This is a genomic window from Variovorax sp. DAIF25, assembly GCF_050711835.1.
Lineage (GTDB): Bacteria > Pseudomonadota > Gammaproteobacteria > Burkholderiales > Burkholderiaceae_C > Variovorax.
In genome coordinates, this window is sequence record NZ_CP136636.1 from 6,529,209 (window position 1) to 6,553,143 (window position 23,935).

At 66.8% G+C, this 23,935-nt stretch carries 13 protein-coding genes; 3 read left to right on the forward strand and 10 right to left on the reverse strand.

Features of this window, described 5'->3' with window-relative positions:
• Positions 1-8: 8 nt before the first annotated feature.
• The 5 genes from R0232_RS30275 to R0232_RS30295 form a co-directional block, all read right to left on the reverse strand.
• Positions 9-10,193 (reverse strand): hemagglutinin repeat-containing protein, encoded by a 10,185-nt coding sequence (locus R0232_RS30275; protein ID WP_431510449.1) that lies wholly within the window; start codon positions 10,191-10,193, stop codon positions 9-11.
• 916 nt (positions 10,194-11,109) lie between these two features.
• On the reverse strand, positions 11,110-12,228 hold the full coding sequence (locus tag R0232_RS30280) for an NAD(P)H-dependent flavin oxidoreductase (RefSeq protein WP_431510450.1): 1,119 nt from the start codon (positions 12,226-12,228) through the stop codon (positions 11,110-11,112).
• The gene (locus R0232_RS30285; RefSeq protein WP_431510451.1) at positions 12,225-13,205 is read right to left on the reverse strand and encodes a tripartite tricarboxylate transporter substrate binding protein; all 981 of its coding nucleotides are present in this window, start codon (positions 13,203-13,205) and stop codon (positions 12,225-12,227) included. The genes R0232_RS30280 and R0232_RS30285 overlap by 4 nt, the downstream gene beginning before the upstream one ends.
• 40 nt (positions 13,206-13,245) lie before the next feature.
• Complete coding sequence (locus R0232_RS30290) at positions 13,246-14,406, reverse strand: acyl-CoA dehydrogenase family protein (protein ID WP_431510452.1); 1,161 nt, start codon at positions 14,404-14,406, stop codon at positions 13,246-13,248.
• A gap of 24 nt (positions 14,407-14,430) precedes the next feature.
• Positions 14,431-15,240: an IclR family transcriptional regulator gene (locus R0232_RS30295; RefSeq protein ID WP_431510453.1), complete on the reverse strand. Its 810-nt coding sequence runs from the start codon at positions 15,238-15,240 to the stop codon at positions 14,431-14,433.
• Between the two features lie 234 nt (positions 15,241-15,474).
• Between R0232_RS30295 and R0232_RS30300 the strand changes: the two genes are divergently transcribed.
• Entirely contained in the window at positions 15,475-16,632 is a 1,158-nt protein-coding gene (locus R0232_RS30300) for a CaiB/BaiF CoA transferase family protein (RefSeq protein ID WP_431512938.1), read from the forward strand.
• Between the two features lie 4 nt (positions 16,633-16,636).
• Here the strand turns inward: R0232_RS30300 and R0232_RS30305 are convergent, their stop codons facing one another.
• Positions 16,637-17,869 carry an acyl-CoA dehydrogenase family protein gene (locus tag R0232_RS30305; protein WP_431510454.1) on the reverse strand — a complete coding sequence of 411 codons (1,233 nt, stop codon included), beginning with the start codon at positions 17,867-17,869 and terminating at the stop codon, positions 16,637-16,639.
• 120 nt (positions 17,870-17,989) lie between these two features.
• Between R0232_RS30305 and R0232_RS30310 the strand changes: the two genes are divergently transcribed.
• Together R0232_RS30310 and R0232_RS30315 are read left to right on the forward strand one after the other, a co-directional pair.
• Complete coding sequence (locus R0232_RS30310) at positions 17,990-18,994, forward strand: YhdH/YhfP family quinone oxidoreductase (RefSeq protein ID WP_431510455.1); 1,005 nt, start codon at positions 17,990-17,992, stop codon at positions 18,992-18,994.
• 12 nt (positions 18,995-19,006) lie between these two features.
• Positions 19,007-20,140 (forward strand): CaiB/BaiF CoA transferase family protein, encoded by a 1,134-nt coding sequence (locus R0232_RS30315; protein WP_431510456.1) that lies wholly within the window; start codon positions 19,007-19,009, stop codon positions 20,138-20,140.
• 16 nt (positions 20,141-20,156) lie between these two features.
• Here the strand turns inward: R0232_RS30315 and R0232_RS30320 are convergent, their stop codons facing one another.
• The 4 genes from R0232_RS30320 to R0232_RS30335 all read right to left on the reverse strand — a co-directional run bounded on the left by R0232_RS30320 (position 20,157) and on the right by R0232_RS30335 (position 23,934).
• On the reverse strand, positions 20,157-20,987 hold the full coding sequence (locus R0232_RS30320; RefSeq protein ID WP_431510457.1) for a hypothetical protein: 831 nt from the start codon (positions 20,985-20,987) through the stop codon (positions 20,157-20,159).
• 133 nt (positions 20,988-21,120) lie between these two features.
• Positions 21,121-21,825: an EthD family reductase gene (locus R0232_RS30325; RefSeq protein ID WP_431510458.1), complete on the reverse strand. Its 705-nt coding sequence runs from the start codon at positions 21,823-21,825 to the stop codon at positions 21,121-21,123.
• Positions 21,822-23,006 (reverse strand): NADH:flavin oxidoreductase/NADH oxidase, encoded by a 1,185-nt coding sequence (locus R0232_RS30330; RefSeq protein ID WP_431510459.1) that lies wholly within the window; start codon positions 23,004-23,006, stop codon positions 21,822-21,824. The genes R0232_RS30325 and R0232_RS30330 overlap by 4 nt, the downstream gene beginning before the upstream one ends.
• A 7-nt stretch (positions 23,007-23,013) precedes the next feature.
• On the reverse strand, positions 23,014-23,934 hold the full coding sequence (locus R0232_RS30335; protein ID WP_431510460.1) for a DMT family transporter: 921 nt from the start codon (positions 23,932-23,934) through the stop codon (positions 23,014-23,016).
• Between the last annotated feature and the right edge of the window lies 1 nt (position 23,935).

Sequence of the window (23,935 nt, forward strand, 5' to 3'; positions counted from 1 at the left end):
ATCGATTATCAAAGCGCGCCCAGCGTGTATGGATTAACCTGAACAGGCGGACTCCACGCCGATCGATTGGGAACAAGCACTTGAAGTGCATTTGGTGCGGTTGTGACGCCGCCTTGTGTGGTTGGGGCGATTTCAGAAACGAACACACGTGCAGGAGATCCGGGACGTGCCGCGATCGCATAAAAGTCCATGCCATCTTTGAAGATTTTGGCAGCTTGAGCCGCAGGCAGCCCAAGTGCAATACCCGCATCTGCCGCTCCCATAGATGCAATCGCGCGTGCTTGTTCAGCAGACATCCAGTAGGGGCTATACGCGCTGACAGCATCCCCTCTAGGCACAACCTTCACCAATACACTCCCAGGTGCAGCAGTGCTGACGATTGGCAGCGACTTTCCCGAAGCAATCATGCCCGCTGCGATCTCTTTTACCGTTGCATCGCTTAAGCTGGGCGAAGCCGCTTTGATTTCTGCAACGAGAGCTTGTGCTGGGGGAGACCCCATGGTTGCGGCGTTGATTGGAACTCCGTTTGTCGCAAAGTCCGCATAGCTCGCACGAGCAAGTGAGTTGTACTGCGACGCGGCGCTTGCTGCTCGCATCAGGGCGATCCCTTCCAACGCAACTGGTGCAACTCCCAAGGCTGCATATGTGTAGGCAGCCGCAGTTGACGACAGGCCAAGCGATTCAAAAACCTGCTGACCATACGGAGTTTGGCCCTGACCAATTGCAGCCTGTTTGACGCCAGCTTGAGCGTAATCCGCGCTCACTGTTGCACCAAGCGCTCCAACCACACACCCTAACCCAGTGCTGCAGAGCGCGGAGCTTCCGACAAGCCCTATCGATCCCGCCAACCCCTGTGCTGCCCCTACAGCTCGGGTTGCAAGCGCATTTCTTCCAGCCCAATCTTTGGCGGAATCAATCTTGTCGTAACCAAAAAGTCGTTCACTGCCGTTGATCGTTTGTTGGCTTAGCAATGAGAGTTCGTCCACCATGGAACGTCCCGCAGATTGCAGCTGCGACAAGTAGGCGTACTCTGGCGCTGAACGAGGAACGCCGTCGGCACATCGCACAAGAGCACATGCGGCCGCCGTCAGGCGCGCTTCTTTTATTGGATCTTCTCCTGCCAAATCCTTAATGCGCTTGACTTCACTTGGATGCAGTTGCCTGTTATTGATGTCAACGCTGTATGCGCTGGCAGCCCCCGCCGGACCTCCTGCAACATTGCCAATAGCTGAAGCGGCCACAGCCTCCAAGGCCTGCACAACTGGCAAGGGCAACCCCATCGCACCGATTGCATCGCCCAGTCGGGGCATCAATGCAGCGCTGGCTCCTGCACCTAGCGCCCCCGCCACGCCACCACTCAAGGAGCCCGCGGCCGCATGAAGCGCGACCCGGTAATCGCCACCTTCCTTCCAATGATCGTAGGCTTCCTGTTCCGCACCCATGGTCTGGCGCGCAGCGCTCAACTGAGTCCGTGCGGCGCTCTTGTCCTGCTCACTTGCCGCAGCATCGTTCAAGACCTTTTGCGCGCCTTGGGCTAACGACTGGGCAACTTCGTACTTGCGGACTTGATTGTTTGCATAGGTTCCTACTTCGCGTGCGGCGTTCTGATTGAATTGCTGGGTGATTTGCGCTTGTGCCTGGACATTCTTGACGACGATCTGGGTATTCCAGTCCTTGATCAACGTGCCGGCACTTCTGTTGTCCCCCGTTCGCACACTCTGATCGCCCACAATGCCCGAGATGCCGGATTTCGTGACGCTGGCCTGGTTGTTGCCGCTGTAACTACCCACGCCCGCAGCCCCGCTGGGGCGATTGCTCGGCCCATTCCACGATGCCGTCATGTCCCTGGCGGGCGCCGTATCCGCGGCGACGGTCGGCGCCGTGGTGTAGCCCACACTCAGTCCTCCAGTGACCGAGTAGCTGCTGCCGCTTGACTGGCTCACGTTCTGCAAGTCGGTCATGGTGAGCGTACCGCCCGTGCTGAAGTTGTTCTTCTTGGCGTCGATGGCTGCCTGCGTGCTCTCGATCACCGCACCCTTCAGGTCGGTATTGCCCGCGACCTTCACATCAAAGCCGCCATCTCCGGCCTTGATGCCCGATTGCACGGTCGGGCTGATGAAAATCCCGTCCGCTTTCGCTCCCGCCGCGCTGCCGCTGACAGAGGCCGCCGCGCCGTAGCAGATCGGCGGAATGCACAAACTCACTCCAGAACCGCCGCTGGACTGCCGGCTCTGGCCCACACTCACATCCTGCAAGGTGGTGATCTTCAGGTCGCCTCCGACATCCGCCGTCACGCGGTTGCCTTCGATCGTCGCTCCATCGAGCGTCAGGTTGCGCCCCGTGGAGACGTTCACTGCCTTGCCACCGGAAACCTGGGTGGCGTTGTACTTGGTGTCGTTCTGGTTGTTGCTGCCTTTGCCGCTGTTCACGCCCAACTGGATGCTGAAGCCGTTCTGTGCACCCGCGCCGAAGGTCACGCCTACATTGGCGCCACGACTGGAGTTCTGGCCTAACGTCACGCTCGCGCTCTTGCTGGCCTCCAGGGTGATGTCGTTGTCCGCCGCCATGTTGACGCTGTTGCCCGCAGCGATGGTGGAGCCGACCGCGTGGATGTTCGAGTCCTTGTCACCACCCGTAGCCACGATGTTGACGTTGTTCGCCCCCACCACACTGGAACCCACCGCCTCACTGCTGTTGGTGAAGCTTGTGCTCTGGCTGGTGTTGCGGCTCACGTTGACGCTGACGCCATAGCTCAGCGGACCTGTGCCGCCAATCGCCTGCACGGCGTCATAGGCCTGCTTGCCACTCATAGCCAGGTTGATGGCACCCAGGGCCTGCATGCGACCGTCGCTGCCGATATCACCCATGGCCTTGATCGTGCTGGAGCCTCCCTTGAGGGTGTCGGTTCCCACGCCCATGAAGTTGGCGCTGCCGCCCACAATGGTGCTGGAACTCTTGTTCAACGTGACCGACTGCGTGGTGTTGTACGCCTCGTTGATGACGACGTTCTTGGCGAGGATGTTGACGTCGCCGCCGACCAATGGGCCGGCCTGTCCTGCCGCCAATACGCTACTGGCCGTCTGGCGGTACTCATTGCCCGCCACCAGTGTCACGTTGCCTTGCAGGCTGGCCACCTGGCTGGCTTGCTGCGTCGTGCTGGTGGTCGCATTCGCCTGCGAGCCCTTGACGTTGCCAATGGCCGGGTTGTACCACTGGCCGATCATCCCTGACTTGCTGCTGGCGTCGTAACTGCTCTCGACACGGGTGTTCTGCGCGCTCTCGATGATCAGATTTCGCCCGGCCATCAGGGTGATGTTGTTGTCTGCAACGACCGTGGCGCCTTGCAAGGTGGTGTCGCTTCCGCTCACGGCCTGCAGGCTGCCGGCCGAGATGCTGGTGCCGATGGCCTGGTTTTCGATGCTGGCGCTGGCGTTGTTGCTGGACTTCTTGTTGCCGGCAATGGCAACGGCTGTGACGTCGCCAGCGAAGGTCGCGGCGGCAAGCGCCTGCCCCAGGACGGTACCGCTACTGCGGCTCTGCGCCGCATGCAACTCCTGGGTAGTCCGATTGGCGGTAGTGAGGTTGATGTCGCGCCCCGCCGACAGGCTCATCGCATCGTCGGAGCGAAGCTGCGAAGCCTGGAGGTTGATGTCATTGCCCGCCACCAGCGCCACGCTCTTGCCACTCAGGCTGCTGGAGAGAACATCCGTCGTCGTGGTGCTGTCGAAGGTGCTGGAGCTGCTCTTCTTGAACAGGCTCTTGGAAGACCTCTGGGTCGCTGCCGAAACGCTGGTGGTGGCCTGGCCCGCCGTGACATTGATGTCGTTCTTGGCTGTTGCGACCAAGGCCCCATCCACGCTGGCGACCGCCCCCGCGCGGATGTTCAGGTCATTGCCAGCCGCAAGGCGCACATTGTCCTGCCCCTGAATGACCGAACCCACCTCCCGGCGCTCCGACGAGATGCCAGCCCCGTTCTTGCTTGCAAACGAGATGGTGTATCCCTCGGTCACGGTGCCCAGGTTGACGTTGCGCCCAGCACCCACCGCCGCGCTGCCGGCACTGACCAGGGCAGCGGCCACGAGATTCGCATCACGGCCCGCGGAGGCGATCAGCGTGCCGCCCGGATTGGTCACGTAGATACCGGCCACGCGGTCGATGGCGGTACTGCTGCCGGCTGTCGATGTCGTCGTCTGAATGTTGATGTCGCGTCCGGCGGTCAGGACCGCGGCATCCCGGGCAGTAATGCTGCCGCCGATGTTGTTCAGGTCGTTGCGAGCGTTGACACCGACGGCGCCTCCGGCAATGCGACCGCCCAGATTGCTGACGTTCTCGGCATCGATCTTGACCAGGCTGCGACCGGCGATGGTGCCGGTGTTCACGAGATCGCCAGAACTCTTGATGACCGTGGCATCTGCGCTCAGAAGTGCCCCTGCGCCGTCGATGTCGCCGGGCCGCACGCGCACATAGACCTGTGGCACAAGTACCTTCTGCGTGGAGCCATCCGGTAAGGTGATCGTCTGCTCGACCAGCCAGACGATGTCGCTGGTCAGTTGAGCCATCTGCGCCGCGCTCAGTGCGACACCGGGGCGCAAGCCGTATTGCTTCGCAAAGGTCGCGCCAGCATTCATCAGCGCGATGTACTGATCGTCGTCGTTGTTGTACCCCTCCAGGTAGCGATAGCCCGTGAGCTTGGCGACCTGCTCGCAGATGAGCTTCTGCTCGTAGAAGCCATCTCCCAGGCGCTTGAGGGTATTGCTTGGGTCGAGCCCGAGGCTGTTGAGCAGGTAGTCGCTGCTGAGCCAGCTGCGGTAGTTGGCGAAGCGTGGATCGGTCTCGACCAGGTAGCTGCCGCCCGTGCGAACGTTGAAGAGGCTTGCATTGGGAATGCGCGTGTTCGGCGTGCTGGTGCGCACGACCGTGGGGACGGTCTGGCTCGCGTCCGTACTTCCGACCCTGTTGGCACCTCCAGTTTCACCGGCCGTATTTCCCGAGGTCTTGACGACCGCCCCGACATTGGCCGGCACTTGCACGATGACGTCGGGACGATTGCCGCCGTTCACGCCTCCTGCACTGCCTGCACTTCCCGTCGTGCCACCGACCGGCGCCGTGCCCGCGTCGTAGCCATTGGTAGCGTTGATGTACTCCTGGTACTTGAACGCGCCGAGATTGATCGACTTGGGCGCTATGACGAGCGGGATGTTGGGCGGCCCCTGCGCCTGTCCTTTGTTGTCGACCACATTCGCAAAGCCGATGACCGAGACTTGGCCGGTCATTTGGTCTGGCACGTAGGCCGACGCCGTGATGGTCCCGCCGGCGAGCACCTGGCTGTCCTGGCTGTACAGACGGCCGTTGATGTTCATGTTGCCGCCTGCGACGAGACGGGCGGGCTCGACGTTGGTTGCGGTGTCTTCGGTGGTGATGATCTGGTTGGTCCAATAGGCGAAGCCGCCCATCCCCACCAGTTCGCCTGTCTTCTTGAGAAAGACCAGGCCGTTGACGTAGTCGAGCGTGACTTCGTAGGGCAGGTACATGGAGGTCCTGCCGACGCCGCTGCCCATGGGGGTTATCGGCGCAATGCCTACCGCGGCGCTGGGCGTCACCCTGGGCGCCCCCTTCTGGATATGCACATCCCGGTTGTTGACCTGTCCCATGGAGATGGCCATGTCGCCGATGGATTCGATGTCGGCGCTCAGGTTGTTCAACACGCCACCTTGGCCGGTGGCTTTGCGGTGGGCGTCGAGCGCTCCACCGATGGACATGCTGCCCTGGCTGAAGATCAGTGCGTGCTCGCGGTTGGTGATGGTGTTCACGCCAATGACAAGGTCGCCGCGCGAGGCAATGGTTCCTGCCTTGGCCTGGCTTACCCCATCGGCGCTCGTGATGGTTTCGGCGCCGTTCTCGACGGTGATCGCACCGATGGAAATCGCATCGCCGTAGATACGGCCGGTACCGATGTTCTTCAGCGTGTCCGCATTGATCTGGGTCTGGCCCTTGCTGTCGATCAAACCGCGATTGGTCAGCGTGCCGCTGGCGTTGACGGTGGTGTTCGTCCCCGACATTTCTGCATTGGCGGTGTTCTCAATGTTGTTGCCGCCCACCGTGAGCGTCTGGCCCGTCAGCAGCCTGCCGTTGTTCGTGAAGTTGCCGGCGGTGGTGTAGCTCAGATTGCCGTTGGCGGCGACCTCGCCGTTGTTGACGATGTCTTGAGTGAGCGCGATGCTCAGATCCTTGCCCGAGACGGTCTTGCCGTCGCCGCTGAACCTGGCGGCATCGAGCTTGAGGCTTCTGTCGGCCACCAGGGTGCCGCCGGTGTTGACGACATTGAGTGTCTTGGCGCCGGGATTGGCGCGATTCGGGTCGCGGATGCTCAGCTCGTTGCCAGCCGAGATCAGGCCCTTGGTGTTGGTCAGGGTGCCGCTGGCGGTGATGGTCGTATCGGCATCGGCACGGATGGCGCCAGAGGTGCTGTTCAGGTCACCGGTATCGATGACAACGGACTTTCCTTCGATGCCTTGATCGGTGCCGGATGTATCGTGGTTGGCGATGCTGCTGGCATTGATCGTGGTCGTGGCGGCCGAGCGGATCAGGCCGCTCGCATTGGTCAGGGCTGCGGCGCTGATGCTCAGGTCGCTCGCGGCCACGGTCTGGCCACTGCTGTTGTCATAGCCTTGGCCGTGGGTGTCGATGCTCAGCGTCTTCCTTGCACCAATGTAGCCGTCCGTGTTGTCGACTTCGCCCGTCTTCAGCACGAGTGTGTCCGCGCTGGCGATGCCGCCTTGCTTGGTGGTGTAGTCCCCCGCGTGGGTGTTGGTGAGCTTCTTGCCATCGGTGTCGATGGTCATGGCACCATCAGACTGGATCAGTCCGCTGTCGTTGTTCAACGCTCCCGACTTGATGTCGACGGTGGTGGTGGCCGAGAGCGTGCCCTTCTTGCTGTTGTCCAGGGCATTGCCGTGCGTATCGATGGACAGGCTATTGCCGAAGACCTTGCCGCCCTGGTTGCTCAAGCCTCCATTGCTCAGCGTGGCTTTGCCGCCCGCTTGCAGGGCGCCGGCATCGTTGATGGTCTTGCCCGTGGTTGTGACACTCAGATCGCCTTTGACGGCCCCTATGGTCCCGCCGCTGTTGTCCAGCGTGTCAGCCGCAAGGGTGGTGTTGCCGTTGGCCGCAAGCATTCCACCTGCGTTGGTGGCAGCCTTGTCGATGGTGGCCTTCAGATCGCCGACAGCTGTCACGCTGCCGACATCGTTGTTCAGGCTGCCTGCAGTGACGGTGACGTTGCCGCCTGCGCCAATCGTTCCCCTCTTGCTGTTGTCCAGGCCCGTGCTGACTTTGAGGTCCAGGTTGGCGGTGCCGGCTGCCTGGGTCGAACCGCCCTGGTTTGCGAAGCTACCGGCCGTGATGCTCGTGTCGCCATTGCTGACGAGGGTTCCGGTACTGTTGTCGATGGCGCCGACCACGTTGATGCGGGTGGCCTCGGTACCGGTCTGGATGATCTTGCCGCCGCGATTGCTCAGGGAACCTGCGTCAACGGTGATCTGCTTGGCGCTGGTCTGAGCATTGTCGCCATCTTGGTTGAAGACGCCCGACATGGTGACCACCAGTGCGCTGTTCGTGGTGATCTGCCCGTTGGCACCCGTGTAGCCACCGCCGGATATCTTCAAGGTGCCGGTGCCGGCATGCTCGATCTTGCCCGCGTTGTTGGTGACGGTCCTTCCATTCAAGATCAGATCCTGCCCGTTGCTGGCGATGCGAGCGCCGTCATTGTTCAGGGTGCCGGCCACGGCGATGGTGGTCGCGCCCGTACCAGTCTGCACGATCTCGCCGCCGTTCGTGTTGGCGAGGTTCGAGGCATTGATCTGCAACTGGCCGGCGTTGAGTTGGCCCGCGTCGTTGACGAGGGTTTGAGCTGCGTTGCTGTTGGCGGTGATCGCCAGCGTACCGGGGGTGACCAGCGTTGCCTTGCTGCCGGTGGTGACATTGCCTTGTGTGGCCGTGACCGCGATGTTCGCGGCGCTGGTCTGGCTCGCCGACAAATCGACGTTCGCGCCTTGCAGAGTGGCATTGCCTGCTGCGAGATTCGTGCCGTTGACGACCAATGCGCCGGCGGTGATCACGCGCAGGCCGCCAGTTCCACCAAACTGGCCGTCGTTCCGGATGCCCGCGCCAAGCACACTTGACGTCCCGCCCTGCACGCTGCCAGCCGTGATCGTGGTGTTGCGGTTCGCCGTGATACTGCCGTCATTTGCAAGCACGCCGCCAACCGCGATGCTGGCATCGATGCCACCTCGCAGGCTGCCACCGTTGGCAAGCGAACCAGCCTGAATGCCCAAGTCGGTAGCTGCGCTGATGCTGCCGCCGGTGCCGGTGGTCAAGGCGTTGGTCACCCCGAGCTGCACGCCGGCCTGTGCCGATTGGATGTTTCCTCTGGTGTTTTGTAACGAACCCGTGTTCAGCGTCAGCGCCTGATTGGAAGCCAGGGTGCCGTTGTTGTTGGCGGTGGCCTCGGACACGTTCGCCGTCAGTGCGCCCGCTGCCGAGATCGATCCGCGCGTGTTCTCGATCTTGCCGCCGACAGTGAGGTTGGCATCGGTGGCACTGCTCAATACGCCGTCGGTGTTGATCATGTCGGCGCCGGTGGCGATGTTCAACGAGCCGGCAGTCAGCTTGCCACCCGCGTTGTCCAATTGGCCGACGTTGGCGCTAAAGCTGTTGCTGACGTTGAGGGTCCCGCCTGCGTTGCTGAAGCTTGATCCGGTGACCGCCATGGTGGCCACCGAAAGAGTCCCACCAGTGTTGTTGATCTGTGGCGTTTGCAACGCGATGGGGCCGCCAGCAAGTATCTTCCCTCCGTCGTTCAAGATGGCGCCCGTCGCCATGATGGTGCCAGGTGATGTCGGAATGAATGGGGCTGGTGCCGGTGCGGCGGTAGAGCCGTTGGGGCTGGAACCAGTTCCAGCGGCGGATGCGGCCGGGGCGGAGGTCGTACCACCTGTGCCGCTACCCGAGCCGCCTCCAGTGCTCGTGCCGGTTCCACCGCTTGCGCCGACCGCAGGCTCGACACCGATCACCCCGCCATTCGTGTTCGATAACGTCGGTGACGTGATCGTAAGTCCGGCGCTGCTGGTCTGGCGGATCATTCCGCCGCGGTTGTCGATACCGCCTGCGCTGACGAGTTCGACGCGCGTGCCTTCGAGCGTGCCGGTGTTCTCGAGCCTTCCCGCTGCGGTCACGATGAGATTTCCGTTGCTGGCGCCGAGATTCCCCGCGTTGCGCACCCCGAGGCCCGCCTCGGTCCCGATCATCGTGATCTTGTTTGCGTACATGCCTCCCAAAGCAGCGGTATCGAGTGCAAAGGTCGGTGCAGCGCCAGTACCTGTCGTCGGGGTGATCTGCGTGTGATCGGCGCTGATCTGGTTTGCGCCTGTGACCACCTCGAGATCGGTGGCGTAGATCGCCGCATTGAGTTGCACGGCGCGCGCGAGGATGGCCGCGTAGTCCGTTTTGCTGGCATCGAGGCCCGCACCGCCGATGGTGACTGTGCCACCGCGAACGAGAAAGCGATCGAGGCCGCCGATGGCGTTGTACTGTGGGGTACCCGTGGTCACCGTTGCGCGAGACGCGTTGATGAAACCGCCACCATCGATGCTGATGCCTGCCGGGTTCGCGATGATGATCTCGGCGCGTTGGCCGGCAACTTCCAGATAGCCGCGAATCTGGCTCGGATTCCCGCCGTTGATTTCGTTGACGATGATGCGCGCGGGTCCTGTGGCCAGGAATGGGTTGCCCTGTATGTAGCCCCCGAGCTGCGACTGCACATTGACCCGGCTGTTGTTGAGGATAGCGCCGTTGGCACCAATGTTGAACTGGTTGTAGACGTTGCGCGATACACCTGCGGCTGAGGGCGTTTGAACGTTGACGTATGGAACGCCGTTGGGTGCGACCAGCACGGTCGGACGCAGGTTGCCAGGAACGTTGGGCGCGCCAACGATCTGCGCTTGGGCTGATGTCGGCCAGAACATGCTCCCCAAGGCAGCACCGATCAGCACGGGAGTCAAAGCGGCAGCCCCAGCCAATACGGCAGCGGCCGTCGCTCTGGTCGAGCCCCTGCCCGTAGCCGCGGCGGTTTCTTGAACCACCATCCGCATGCCTCTGGCGGCGTTGAAAATGACGCGGTGAAGCTGGCGATTCATGCCTTGGACTCCCTGAGATCTTCTGAATACGTGCGACGGTTCTGCGTCGAAACACGTCAGATCTTTATTCTCGGGGGTCTAAACGTCTAAATGAGAAGCGGGCACATGTCAGCCGTGCGCACAAGATCACAAATACGGATTCGGCAAATCTTAATTATTCTTGGCAATTATTGAATTTAATCCTTGGGTACTCACCACCCAATCTCAGCTGCTCAACATTGAGCAGTGAGATTGGACGTCGCGAAAGCGGTAGCCCTGAATTGATTCAGGCAGCGACCACCGCGGTCAAATTTCGATAACGGCGTTTTCGCATCGATTGAACGACCGCGGTGCTCGGCATCGATTGACTCATCGACCCGGAATTAACGCAACGAACTCACGCGACATAGCGGACATGTACATGCAGAAATTAGCTTTCTGATCCTCTTGAATTGGAACCGAACGCTGTGCAGATGCTTGCCCGTGGCCTTGACCATTTCCAGCTTGGTGCGCGCCGGTACGAGCTTGGTGACCGCTTGCTTGAGGTTGACATTGGCATCTCGTTGGAGCTGAGTTCCGGGCTATAGCAGGGCAGCTAGGAGGCCTCGATGGCGTGTTGATGCCCAGCCAGCTAAGCCTTCACGGACTCGCTGTGATGAGTCCGCAGGTTGCCCCCGATCAGATAGCCCTTGCGCGCGGCATCCTTGATAGCCCGAGCCCAAAAAAGTCGATCGAGATGTCGGAGTGGAGCGCCCCGCTGAAGGCCTTCCATCGCATCGGCCCCTTGTTCATAACCGTGGAGATGATCGACAGACCGTCGCGCTTGTTGTTCGGCCGAATCACTGGCGTCTGGCCTTGTCCAGAAGAACTCGGTGTTTGGCGACTTCCGGTCTCTCCAACCCAATCCAGACGAACTCGGATGCAAGCGATCAACGCTTCAACTCTGGTGAGCGTCCCAGCCCCGCATGCGCTCCCACGCCCCCTGCATGCTCTCGACCAGCGCATCCATCTGCTCGCCCACCGTGGTCTCCCGCTCGATGCCGAACACGCTCTGGCCGGCCGCTTCGTAGATCAGCCGCGCGTCGTCGAACTCGTGCATCGAGGCGAACACATCGCCCGTGAGCGCCTGCTGCAGCGGCATGCCCAGCGGCGCCGGCGCGCCGGGCTCGTTCCAGGCGTCGATCCAGTCGCTGCGCACCACGCGGCAGGGCTTGCCGCTGTGGGCTCGCGTGATCAGGGTGTCCTCGCTACCGCTGGCGATGAGCCGTTGCAGCAGCGCGGGCGGCGTGTGGTTCTCCTTCGCGCCCATCCACAAGGTGCCGAGCCACGCGCCCTGCGCGCCCATGCCCAGCACGCCCAGCACCTGCGCGCCGGTGGCGATGCCGCCGGCCGCCAGCACCGGCACCTCGCCGGCTTCGGCGATGACCTGCGGCAGCAGCGACAGCGTGCCGACCGTGCCGGTGTGGCCGCCCGCGTCGTAGCCCTGCGCCACCAGCACCTCCACGCCCATGTCGAGCGCCTTGCGCGCATGCCGCACCGAGCCGACCAGCGAGAAGGTGAGCTTGCCGCGCGCCTTCGCGCGCTCGATGAGGTCGGCGCGCAGGCCGATGGCCGTGGCCACGCCGCGCGCATCGGAGTCGAGCACGGCCTCGATCTGCGCGTCGAACAGCGCCCGGGTGCGCACCTGGCTCGTGAAGAAGCTGGGCCGCTGCGGCGGCTTCACCTGGAAGCGGTCGCGCAGGCCGTCGACGAAAGCCACGTGTGGCGCGGGCAATTGCGCGCGCACGCTCTCGATGCTCGCGGCCTCGTCGGGCACCTGCGAGGGCAGCATCAGGTCGATGCCGTAGGGCAGGCCCGCCATGCGTTCGCTCGCCTCGGCCAGGATGTGCGGGATCTCGTGCGGCAGTTCGCGCGCGAGTCCCAGCACCGGAAAGCCGCCCGCCCGCGCAATGGCCGCGCAGACGTCCACCGAGTGCGAGAAGCCGAAGATCGGATGACGGATGCCCAGCCGGTCGCACAACGGCGGCCGCACGGGCGATTCGCTTGCGATGTTCATTGCGCCTCGATGCCCGCCGTCTTGATGACCTTGCTCCACTTGTCGTATTCGCTCGCGATGAAGGCGTCGAACTGCTTGGGGCCCTGCGGCGCCACCTCGAGGCCGAGCACGTCGAGCTTGGGCTTCATCGCCGGATCGGCCAGGATCTCGGCCACGTCGGCCGACAGCTTGGCGATGATGGCATCGGGCGTCTTCACCGGCGCGACGAAGCCGAACCACGTGCCCACGTCGTAGCCCTTCAGGCCCGCGGTCTCCGCCACGGTGGGCGTGTCGGGCAAGGCGCTGGAGCGCTTGCTCGTGGTCACGGCCAGCGGCCGCAGCTTGCCGGCCTTGATGTGCGGCACGGCCAGCGCGACGGTGAGCGGCATCATCGTCACGCGGCCCGCGAGCAGATCGCCGAGCGCATCGGGCTGGCCGCGATAGGGCACGTGCGTGAGCTTGATCTCCGCGCTCTGCGCCAGCAGTTCGCCCGACAGATGGTTCGACGTGCCCACGCCGGCCGTCGCATAGGTCAGCGGCGGATTGGCCTTCTTCGCCATCGCGACCAGCTCCGCCATGGTCTTCGCCGGCACCTCTGTCGGCACCACGAACACGTTGGGGATCACGCCGAAGCCCTCGATGGCGCGGAAGTCGCGCACGGGATTCCACGCCACGCCCTTGATGAGGCTCGGCGTGACCGCGTGGCCGGGGCTCACGCACAGCAGCGTGTAGCCGTCGGGCGCGGCCTTGGCCACGTAGTCGGTGCCGATCGAGCCGCCGGCACCGGTCCTGTTCTCGACGATGACGGGCTGGCCGTACTTGGCCGACAGCCGCTCGCCCACCAGCCGCGCGATCGAGTCGACCACGCCCCCGGCGGTGAACGGCACGATGATGCGGATCGGCTTGCTCGGGTAGTTGCCCTGCGCGAATGCGGGCGCGGTCATTGCGAGGGACTGGACGGCGAAGAGCGCGGCCAGCAGGGTGCCTTTGAGGGTCATGGGTTGTCTCCGTTGATGATGGCTGGCGCGCGCCGCCCGCTCAGGTCTGGTGCCCGGCTCGTGCCATGGTGCGGCGCGCGATGTTGGTGAGGTGGATCTGGCTCGTGCCTTCGTAGAGGCGGAACAGCCGCACGTCGCGGTAGAAGCGCTCGGCCACGTTGTCGTTGATGTAGCCGCCGCCGCCGAAGACCTGCACCGCACGGTCGGCCACGCGGCCGCACATCTCGGAGGCGAACAGCTTGCACATCGAGGCCTCCATGGTCACGTCGGCGCCGTCGTCGCGCTTGCGCGCCGTCTCCAGCAGCAGCGCGCGAGCGGCGTGCACTTCGGTGTTGCTCTCGGCGATCATCTGCTGCACCAGCTGGAACTCGCCGATGGCCTGGCCGAACTGCCGGCGCGATGCGGCGCGCGCCACCATCTCGTCGACCAGCCGGATGGCCGGCCCGATGCACAGCCCCGCGAGGTTGATGCGCTGCTTGTTCAGCGCCTTCATCGCCGTCTTGAAGCCCAGGCCCGGCACGCCACCGACGATGGCCGATGCGTGCACGCGGCAGCCTTCGAGGATCACCTCGCCGACCGGCGAGCCGTGCTGGCCCATCTTGCGATAGCCCGCGGGCGCCGAGAGGCCGGGCGTGTCGCGCTCGACCAGGAAGGCCGTGATGCCGGCCGCGCCCCTGGCCTGCGGGTCGGTGCGCGCGAACACGGTGAACAGGCCGGCGATGGGCGCGTTGGTGATGAAGCACTTGCGGCCCGTGATGCGGTAGTGGTCGCCGTCGCGCAAGGCCACGGTCTGCTGCGCGGTGGCGTCGGAACCGGCCTCGGGCTCGGTGAGCGCGAAGCAGCCCGTGAGGCGGCCGCTGGCCAGCTCGGGCAGCCAGCGCTGCTTCTGCTCGGGCGTGCCGTCGACCACCAGCGACTCGGACGCGATGCCCGTGTTGCCGCCGAAGCGCGCGCGGAAGGTGGTGGCGGCCTGCGAGACCTCCATGTTCACCAGCGACAGCTCCTCGCTCGTGAGCCCCGCGCCGCCGTACTGTTCGGGAATGCTGTGGCCGAACAGGCCCAGCGCGCGCATGCGCTCGACCACGGGCTCGGGGATGAGGTCGTCGCGGTCGACCTCGGCCTCGATGGGCATGCACTCGTTGCGGATGAAGTCGCGGACTTCGGCGAGCAGGGCATTGAACTTGTCGGGGCTGCGGATCATGGGTTCGGGGTTCCGGTTTCTGGTTCAGCGCAGGCCTTGCGCGGTTTCGAGCTGGCGCACGGCATCGAGCAGCAGCGGCGCGACCTTGCGCTCCATGCGCTCGCCGGGCGAGCGGTAGGTGGCGAGCGTGCAGTTCATCGCCAGCGGCGTTTCGCGCGGCGGCACGCGCACGGGCACGGCGACGGCGTGGATGTCTTTCTTCCAGTCGCCGCGCGAGTGGCAGAAGCCGCGCGCGGCAAAGAGCTTCTGGTCGGCTTCCCACGCGGGGCGCAATTGCTGGAACAGGGCCGAGTCCTGCAGCCGCAGCCGGTTGAGGATGGCCGAGCGCTCCGGCGCGGTGCAGGCCAGCATCAGCGCGCGACCGATCGCCGCGGCCAGCAGCGGGCGCGTGCTGCCGATGTCGGGCATGTGGGTGTTGGTGTTGTCGGTGCGGATGGTGTCGACGTACACCACGTCGGAACGGTCGCGCATGCCTAGGTTCACCGAGCAGCCCGTCTCGCGCGCCAGCCTTTCCATGATGGGCCGCGCGACCTGGCGCACCTGCATGCTGGCCAGCAGCGGGTAGCCCAGCGACAGCACGCCGGGCCCGAGCCTGTATTTCTGCGTGGCGCCGTCGCGGCTCAGGTAGCCCAGCAAGGTGAGCGTGTAGGTGATGCGCGAGACCGTGGGCTTGGGCAGGCCGCTGCGGTCCGAGATCTCGCGGTTGCCGAGCACCGGATCGGCGCTGGTGAACACGCGCAGCACTTCCATGCCGCGTGCCAGGTTCATCGAGAACTGGCGGTCGGCGGTGAGGTCGTGCGGATCGACGAGACCCGGGAGCGCGATGCTTGTCATGCGTGAGGAGGAGCGCGGTGGTGTGGGCATGATTGGCCGTTCGAAATGGGGCGTCAATGAAACGCGGAGGGTGTTTCGCTGTGCGAAACAGCGATTGTTGGCCCGCGCGGCGTCTGGCAAAACCGGCTCGTACCCGGAGCCCTTCGCCCCGGCTTGGAGCCACGCTTGCATTCCCCCGACGACACCCCACGACGACCCGCGCGCGGCGCCCTTTCGGGCGTGCGCATCCTCGACATGGCCACCGTGCTGGCCGCGCCGTTGGGCGCCACGCTGTGCGCCGACCAGGGTGCCGAGGTGGTGAAGCTCGAGCTGCCCGGCGGCGGCGACGCACTGCGCGGCCTGCAGCCCGTGAAGGACGGCAAGGCGCTGTGGTGGAAGATCGCCAACCGCGGCAAGCGCGGCATCACGCTCGATGTGCGCCAGCCTGCAGGCCGCGCGCTGCTGCTCCGGCTGGTGACGCAGTTCGACGTGCTGGTGGAGAACTTCCGCACTGGCACACTCGACCGCTGGGGGCTGGACCTGGCCACGCTGCATCGCGCCAACCCGCGGCTCGTGGTGGTTCGGCTCACGGGCTTCGGCCAGACCGGGCCCTACAAGTCGCGGCCGGGCTTCGCGCGCATCTTCGAGGCCATGAGCGGCTTCACCAACCTCACGGGCGAAGCGGGCGGCTCGCCGCTGCACAGCAATTTCCCGGTGGGCGATGCGGTGGCGGGGCTGTTCTGCGCCTTCTCCATCGCCTCGGAAATGGCGCGGCTGCGCGGCGACCCGCAGGCGCTGGGCTGCGAAGTGGACCTGGCCGCCACCGAGGCGCTGTTCCGCCTGCTCGACCCGCTGCCCGTGGAGCATGAGCAGCTCGGCACGGTCCGCATGCCCGCGGGCAACTGCGCGAGCTACACCGCGCCCTCGAACATGTACCGCAGCCGCGACGGCATTTATGTCTCGGTGGTCGCGTCGTCGGACCCGATCTTCCAGCGGCTGTGCGCGGCCGTCGACAAACCCGAGTGGGCGAACGACCCGCGCTTTGCCAGCAACCCCGCGCGCGTGCTGAACCTCGTGGCGCTCGACGAAGGGCTCGGCGCGTGGTTCGCCGCGCACGACTACGACACCATCGAGCGCCGGCTCGAGGACGCCGGCATTCCCTTCAGCAAGATCTTCACCATCGCCGACATCGAGCAGGACCCGCACTACCGCGCGCGCGAGGCGATCATCCGGCTGCCCGACCCCGACTACGGCAGCTTGCCCGCGCCCTGCGTGGTGCCGCGCGTGCCGGGCCGCGAACTGCCGATCCCGCGCACGGGGCCCGACACCGGCGAGCACAACGCCGAGGTCTATGGCGAGTTCGGCCTCGACGCCGCGGCGCTGGCCGCGCTGCGTGCGGAGAAGGTGATCTGAGCCTTCAGTAGTCGGTGAGCGGCCCGTCGCGCAGGCACGGGTTGCGCTCGGCCAGCGGCGCGCGGCGCATCACATCACGGCCGATGACGGTCTTGTGCACCTCGCTCGCGCCCTCCCCGATCTGGTTGAGCTTGGCATCGCGGAAGAAGCGCTCGAGCGGAAAGTCGCGCAGGTAGCCGCGCCCGCCCGTGAGCTGCAGCGCATCGGTCACGACCTTCATGCACAGGTCGGTGGCCTGCAGCTTGGCCATGGACGCGAAGATCGACACGTCGCTCGCGCCCGTGTCGTACTTGTCGGCCGTGAGCGCGAGCAGGGCGCGGCTGGCCTCGATCTGCGTGACCATGTCGGCCAGCATCCACTGCACGCCCTGGTGCTCGCCTTCGCGCTTGCCGAACACGGTGCGGTCGCTCGCATAGCGGCTCGCGATCTCGACCGCGCCGATGGCACGGCCCAGCGCCATCGCCGCGTGCCCGATGCGCGCGCGCAGCAGCGCGTCCTGCGCGAGCGAGAAGCCATCGCCCTCCGCGCCGAGGCGGTGCGAGGCGGGCACCTCGACCGCGTCGAATTCGAGCGAGGAGATCGGCACGCCGAACCAGCCGAGCTTGCCGACCTCCGCGCCGATGCGAAAGCCCTGGGCGTCGCGCGGCATCAGCACCGCGATGAACACCGAGGGATCGTCCTCGGCGCGCCCCACCACCGCGAACCAGTCGGCCGTGCTCGCGCGCGTGATGAACTTCTTGCGGCCCGTGACGAGGTAGCGCCCGCCCTCGCGGCGGATCGTCGTCGAGAGGCCGCGCACGTCGGAGCCCGCGCCGGGCTCGGTCAGCGCGAAGGCTGCCTGCAGCTCGCCGGTGCAAAGCCCGGGCACGATCTCGCGGCGCAGCGCCTCGCTCGCGCCCGCGACGATGGCGCGGCTCGACAGGTCGGTGCCCGTGATCATCGAGGCCGAGGTGCTGCACACGCGGCCCAGCTCCTCGATGAGGCGGATGCGCAGCGCCTGGCGCGCATCGGTGCCGCCGTACTCGCGCGGGAATGCGGTGGCGATCACGCCTTCGCGCGCAAGCGTGCGGAAGGTGTCCCAGGCGAACAGGTCCTCGCGCGAGACGGCGTCGGCCTGCGGCCCGAGCGTGTCGCGGCACAGGTCGCGCACGCGTTGAACGGTGGCCTGCTCGTCGGGCTGCAGGCGTTCGAGAAAGTGATCGCCGAACAGTCGGGCGGCGCGGGTGCCTGTGGTCATCGGGTGGGTCTCCTGTTGAGGGCACGCATGGTGGCGCCGCGCGGCACGCGCGGTCGAGCCGTGTTTCGACAGGCGAAACACCGGCTTGCGGATGCGGTCCGGGGCTGGTCAGATGGCCCCATGCCCATTCCTCAGACATTCGAAGCCCTTCGCACGCACCTGACCGCCAAAGGCCAGGTCCAGAGCCGGCTGGAGACCCTGCGGCTCGACGACCTGTCGGCCGGCGAGGTCGTGGTGCGCACTCGCTATGCGGGTGTGAACTACAAGGACTGCCTCTCGCTGCACGGCCGCGCGAAGATCATCGCGTCGTACCCGCGCGTGGCGGGCATCGAGCTGGTCGGCGAGGTGCTCGCGTCATCGGTGGCGTCCTTCGAGCCCGGCCAGGCCGTGCTCGTGCATGGCTTCCAGACCGGCATCGCGTTCGACGGCGGCTTCTCCGCCTGCGTGCGCGTGCCCGCCGCGCACGTGCAGGCCGTGCCGCCGGGGCTCACGCCACACGAGGCGGCCGTCATCGGCGTGCCCGGCTTCACGGCCGCGATGGCGCTCGAGCGCTTCATCGAGCTCGGCATCGCCCCCGGCACGGGCAGCGTGGCGATGAGCGGCGCAGGCGGTGCGGTCGGCCTGCTGGGCACGGCCATCCTCGCGCGCGCCGGCTATCGCGTGGCAGCCATCACGCGCCGCATGGCGCAGGAAGAGCGGCTGCGCGCCATCGGCGCGCACGAGGTGATCGATGCCGCCGTGCTCGAGGCGCCGCAACGCCCGCTGGAGAAGCCGCGCTTCGCCGCCGCCATCGACAACGTCGGCGGGCCGATGCTGTCGTGGCTGCTGCGCTCGATGGCCGACGGCGGCGCCGTGGCATCGGTGGGCAATGCGGCCGGCAACAGCTACGAGGGCAGCGTGCTGCCCTTCATCATGCGGCGCGCGCAACTGTTCGGCATCGTGGCGAATGCGCCGGTCGCGCAGCGCAAGCGACTGTGGACGAAGCTCGCGGCCGAATGGAAACCCGACATGGCGGCCGTGCTGCCGCATGTGCGGCACATCCCGCTGGGCGCATTGATGGAGCACAGCGCGCGGCAGCTCGACGGCGCGAGCTCGGGCCGCGTGCTCGTCGATTTCTCGCGCTGAAGGAGTCCGGCCATGGGACCGCTGCACGGTCTTCGCGTGCTGGAGTTCGACGCCATCGGCCCGGTGCCCTGGGCCGCGATGATGCTCGCGGACATGGGCGCCGACGTGCTGCGCATCGCGCGGCCCGTACCGGCCGGCATGGGCATCGCGCGCGACGCGCGGCACGAGACGGTGCTGCGCGGCCGGCGCAGCGTGACGGCCGACCTCAAGGACCCGGCCGCGCGCGATGCCGTGCTCGCGCTGGCGCGCAACGCGCACGTGCTGCTCGAAGGCCACCGCCCCGGCGTGATGGAGCGGCTGGGCCTCGGGCCCGAGGCCTGCCTCGCGGCATCGCCCGCGCTGGTCTACGCACGCATGACCGGCTGGGGGCAGCACGGGCCGCTCGCACGGGCCGTGGGCCACGACATCAACTACATCGGCCTCACGGGTGCGCTGCATGCCACCGGCACGGCGGACAAGCCGGTGCCGCCGCTCAACCTCGTCGGCGACTTCGGCGGCGGCGCGATGCTGCTGGCGCTCGGTGTCATGGCTGCCGTGCTGGAGGCGCGCGGCAGCGGCCAGGGACAGGTCGTCGACGCGGCGATGGTCGACGGTTCGCTGCTGCTGATGGCGCCGATCCTGGGTCGCGTGGCCACGGGCGAATGGCTGGACCGGCGCGAGGCCAACCTGCTCGACGGCGGCGCCCCGTTCTACGGCGTGTACGAGACGAGCGACCGCCGGCACCTGGCGGTCGGCGCCATCGAGCCCGCGTTCTACGCGGCGCTGCTCGCGGGGCTGGGCCTGGCGCCCGATGCGCTGCCGCCGCAGCACGACCGCGCTGCCTGGCCCGAAACGCGGCGCCGGTTCGCCGCCCTCTTCGCCACGCGCACGCGCGATGCGTGGTGCGCGGTCTTCGACGGCACCGAGGCCTGCGTGACGCCCGTGCTGTCGCTCGGCGAAGTGCCGGGCCATGCGCACCACGTGGCGCGCGAGAGCTTCGTGCCGGTCGGTGGCGTGCAGCAGCCCGCGCCGGCGCCGCGCTTCTCGCGTACCGCGAGCGTCGCGGGCCGCGCGCCGGCCGATGCCCACGGCGGTGGCGACGAGGCCTTGCGCGACTGGGGTTTCGATCCCGCGGATCCGTGCCTGTCGGCCCTCGGCCGGCGCTGAGCGCGGGCGGCCCCGTTCACTTGGGCTCGTAGGTGATCTGCGTCGGCGCGAAGGTCGCGAGGACGTCGCCGGTGCGCGCCGTGAGCTTGAGGTCCTGGCCGCGGTAGGGCCCCTCGGCAGCGATCCAGGTTTCCTGGCTCTGCGTCAGTTCCGAACCGTCGACCTGCCGGAAGCGGACGGTGGCCGAGAACTTGCACGTCTGGAAAGTCCCCACGGCCGTCTCGAGGCTCTCGCGCCCGACATAGGTCCGCGTGCCAGAGACCTGCTGTTCGTTGCGGATCTCGCCCTCCACGCTCCGAACCACGTAGTTCTCGTCGATGGTCTGGCCCGGCGTCATCACGGGCGTGCGGATCGTCGGATCGTTGTAGGTGTAGGCGCTCGTGCCCGTGCCCCCGTTGCGGGTGCCGTAGCGCACGATGTGGCCGTCGACGAAGTCCAGGTACTGCCGGTCCTGCGCCTCGCTGCTGTTGAAGTAGTTGAAGACGGTGCGCAGGTGCTCCACCGCGCTGACGTCGCGGAAGGCTTCGCGGCCGCGGGTCAGCCGGGTCACGCGCTGCTTCTGGGTCTGGTCACCGGAAGTGATGGTCTGCTCCACCACCAGCTTCGTGCCTTCGCGCAGGTCGGCCTCGTTGAAGCAGGCGGCCGAGCTGTTCGCGGGATTGGGTTCCGGGTTCGGCTCGGGGGGATTGGGTTCGGGGTTCGGTTCCGGATTGGGCTGTGGATTCGGCTCCTGCCCGGGAAGCGGCGTGGCGATGAACGGCAGCGCGGCACCGCCGCCTCCTCCACCACCACCGCACGCGGCCAAGCTCGCCAATGCCACCGCGGCCCACAGAAATTTCGTCTTCATTGCGTTCTCTCCCTTTGTTAACAAGCGATCCTGGCTTTCGCCAGAGCGCGGGAAGTTAACGAAGGCCGACCGAGGGAACCAGTGCCTTAAGTCATGGCCCCGCCATCGGGAGGAGGACCCGGCCGCGACGAACTCAGGCCACCGTGTATTCCTCCACGACGAAGGCCGTGATCTCCGCCAGGAAACTCTTCGCATGCGCCATCGTGCGCTGCCCCTGCGCCGAGCCGAAGGCGGCGTTCAAGGTGTCGGTGTTCTCGAACCATAGCTCGACGATGCCGTCGATCGGCAAGGTCTCGTAGCCGCAGGGCGTGCCCTTGTCGAACTCGCGCGCGGTCACGACGTTCTGCCGGTAGCCGCCCACGCCGGGCATCTGGCGCACATGGTCGGCGTGCACCTTCCACTCGCGGCGGAAGTCGTCCTCCGAGATGTCGGTGCGGCGGCGCAGGGTGGAGATGCGCTTGAGCAGGCGGTGCGGCCCGGCCGGCGGCGCGATGACGGTGCTCTGCGCGACGCCCACGATGTGCAGGCCGCCGAGGAAATGGCGCTCGTCCTCGCGGATGCGCGCGGCGAGCTCGCCGTCGGTGAAGGCGGCATTCGCCTGCGCCGCTGCGTCGAAGCCGAGTTGCGAGAAGCCGTCGAAATCCCACGGGCCGCGCGCGAAGTCGATGCCGCGCTGCAGCCGGTCGGTCACGAGGTTCTGGCGATAGCTGCGCAAGGTGGGCAGTTGCGCGACCAGCGGGCCGTGGCTGTGGCGCCAGTGATGGCGGAAGGCCTCGTCGGTCCAGTCGGCCTTCTTGCGGATCAGGCCCATGCGCAAAGGAATCGTGGCGTCGGTCATGGTGCGGGTGTCTCCTTGTCGTTGGATGCGGCGGCCGCCTCGGCCCGCGCGCGTGCGAGGCCCGGCGCGCGCTTGGCGAGCCACACGCCGTGGCGCACGGGCCAGCGCCGGTAGGCGGGGTCGACGCCGAGTTCGGCGGCGGCGTGATGGGCCCAGTAGGGATCGAACAGCGCCTCGCGGCCCAGCGCGATCAGGTCGGCATCGCCGGCGGCGAGCACGGCCTCGGCCTGGTGCGCGTCGACGATCATTCCCACGGCCTGCGTGGTCACGCCGGCCTCGCGCCGGATGCGCGCCGAGAACGGCACCTGGAAGCCCAGGCCGCGCGGCACGGGCAGGGCACGCGTCTCCTCGGTGAGGCCGCCCGAGGAGCAGTCGATGACGTCGACGCCGCAGTCCTCGAGCGCGCGCGCGAGCACCACCGAGTCGTCGAGGTTCCAGCCGTCGAGCGTGCCGTCGACCGCCGACAGCCGGCAGAACAGCGGCTTGTGTTCGGGCCAGGCGGCGCGCACGCGGCGCGCGATCTCGAGCGCGAGCGCCATGCGCTTCTCGCGGCTGCCGCCATAGGCATCGTCGCGCCGGTTGGCATTGGGCGAGAGGAAGCTCGCGACCAGATAGCCGTGGCCGAAGTGCAGCTCGACCACGTCGAAGCCCGCCTCGTCGGCGCGCCGCGCGGCATCGACGAAGCGCTGCACCACGGCCTCGATCTCGTCGAGGCCGAGCGCGCGCGGCGCCGACCAGCCCGGGCCGGCCGCGAGCGCGCTCGGGCCCAGACGCTCCCAGGGCTCCTCGTCGTCCGCCATGGTCTGCGCGCTCAATGCCGCGCCGCCTTCCCACAGCGGCTCGCTGCCCGACTTGCGGCCCGCATGCGCGAGCTGCACGCCGATGGCGCCGCCCTGCGCATGCACGAAGTCGACCACGGCCTTGAGCGGCGCGACCTGGCTGTCCTTCCACAGGCCGAGGTCGGCGGTGCCGATGCGCCCGCGCGGATCGACCGCCGTGCTCTCGGTGAGGATCAGCGCGGCGCCGCCGAGCGCGAACTTGCCCAGGTGCACCAGGCGCCAGGGCGTGGCATGGCCGCGCTCGGCCGCGTGCTGGCACATGGGCGAGATCACGACGCGATTGGACAGCTCGAGCCCGCGCAGGCGCAGGGGCTGGAACAGCAGGGGAAGCGGATCGGACATGGGTGACTCAGGAAGAAGGCCTGGCCGGCCGCGTGCCGAGCCAGGTGCCGCCCATCACGGCGGCGAAGCCGAACAGGTGCCAGACGGTCAGCGTCTCGCCCAGCAGCAGCGCCGCGAAGCCGACGCCGAACACCGGCACCCAGTAGAGGAACACGGCGGTGCGCGCGATGCCGATGACGGAGATCGACCGGTTCCAGATCAGGTTGCCGGCCGCGGTGGCGGCCACGCCCGAGAACAGCACCAGCACCCAGGGCCACGCACCCGGAAAGAGCTGCGCCGCGCCCAGCGGCGAGGGCCCGAGCGCGGCATGCACGATCAGCATCGCGGTGCCGATCAGGTAGATGACCCAGCTCATCGACAGCGGATCGAGCTGCCGCGCGAGCCGCTGCACGCCGACGCCGCCGACCGCGAAGCTGATGACCGACAGCGCGAGCATCAGGTCGCCGAGGCCGGCATGCGAGAGCGTCGCGCCCGGATGGCTCAGCACCACGGCCGCCACGCCCGCGAAGCCCAGCGCCACGCCGAGCAGGCGGCGCGGCGTGAGCGGCTCGCCGAACACCAGCGCGGCCATCAGCGCCGACACCAGCGGGCTCAGCGCCATGATCAGCGCGCCGTTGGTGGCGGTGGAGCGCTGCAGCCCGTGCGCGAACAGGATCTGGTTGGCATACACCATGAGGAAGGCGCAGCCGGCCATCGCGGCCAGCTGGCGCGCGCCGAGCAGCGGCAGCCCGCCGCGCCGCCACAGCACGACGGCACTGAGCGCGACGCAGGCCACCGCCATGCGCAGCGCCGCCAGCGGCAGCGCCTCGAAGGAGGCGGTGAGCGCCTTCACGGCCGAGACGTTGACGCCCCACAGCACCATGGCCAGCAGCATCCAGCCCTGCACCGAGGCCGGCGTGGCGACCGGCGCGGCCGCGCTGCGCTTCACC

Excerpts from the sequence above, each read along its gene's own strand:
- R0232_RS30275 (WP_431510449.1), bottom strand. The coding sequence starts at position 10,193 with ATGAATCGCCAGCTTCACCGCGTCATTTTCAACGCCGCCAGAGGCATG.
- R0232_RS30280 (WP_431510450.1), bottom strand. The coding sequence starts at position 12,228 with ATGAACATCGCAAGCGAATCGCCCGTGCGGCCGCCGTTGTGCGACCGG.
- R0232_RS30285 (WP_431510451.1), bottom strand. The coding sequence starts at position 13,205 with ATGACCCTCAAAGGCACCCTGCTGGCCGCGCTCTTCGCCGTCCAGTCC.
- R0232_RS30290 (WP_431510452.1), bottom strand. The coding sequence starts at position 14,406 with ATGATCCGCAGCCCCGACAAGTTCAATGCCCTGCTCGCCGAAGTCCGC.
- R0232_RS30295 (WP_431510453.1), bottom strand. The coding sequence starts at position 15,240 with ATGACAAGCATCGCGCTCCCGGGTCTCGTCGATCCGCACGACCTCACC.
- R0232_RS30300 (WP_431512938.1), top strand. The coding sequence starts at position 15,475 with ATGGCCACCGTGCTGGCCGCGCCGTTGGGCGCCACGCTGTGCGCCGAC.
- R0232_RS30305 (WP_431510454.1), bottom strand. The coding sequence starts at position 17,869 with ATGACCACAGGCACCCGCGCCGCCCGACTGTTCGGCGATCACTTTCTC.
- R0232_RS30310 (WP_431510455.1), top strand. The coding sequence starts at position 17,990 with ATGCCCATTCCTCAGACATTCGAAGCCCTTCGCACGCACCTGACCGCC.
- R0232_RS30315 (WP_431510456.1), top strand. The coding sequence starts at position 19,007 with ATGGGACCGCTGCACGGTCTTCGCGTGCTGGAGTTCGACGCCATCGGC.
- R0232_RS30320 (WP_431510457.1), bottom strand. The coding sequence starts at position 20,987 with ATGAAGACGAAATTTCTGTGGGCCGCGGTGGCATTGGCGAGCTTGGCC.
- R0232_RS30325 (WP_431510458.1), bottom strand. The coding sequence starts at position 21,825 with ATGACCGACGCCACGATTCCTTTGCGCATGGGCCTGATCCGCAAGAAG.
- R0232_RS30330 (WP_431510459.1), bottom strand. The coding sequence starts at position 23,006 with ATGTCCGATCCGCTTCCCCTGCTGTTCCAGCCCCTGCGCCTGCGCGGG.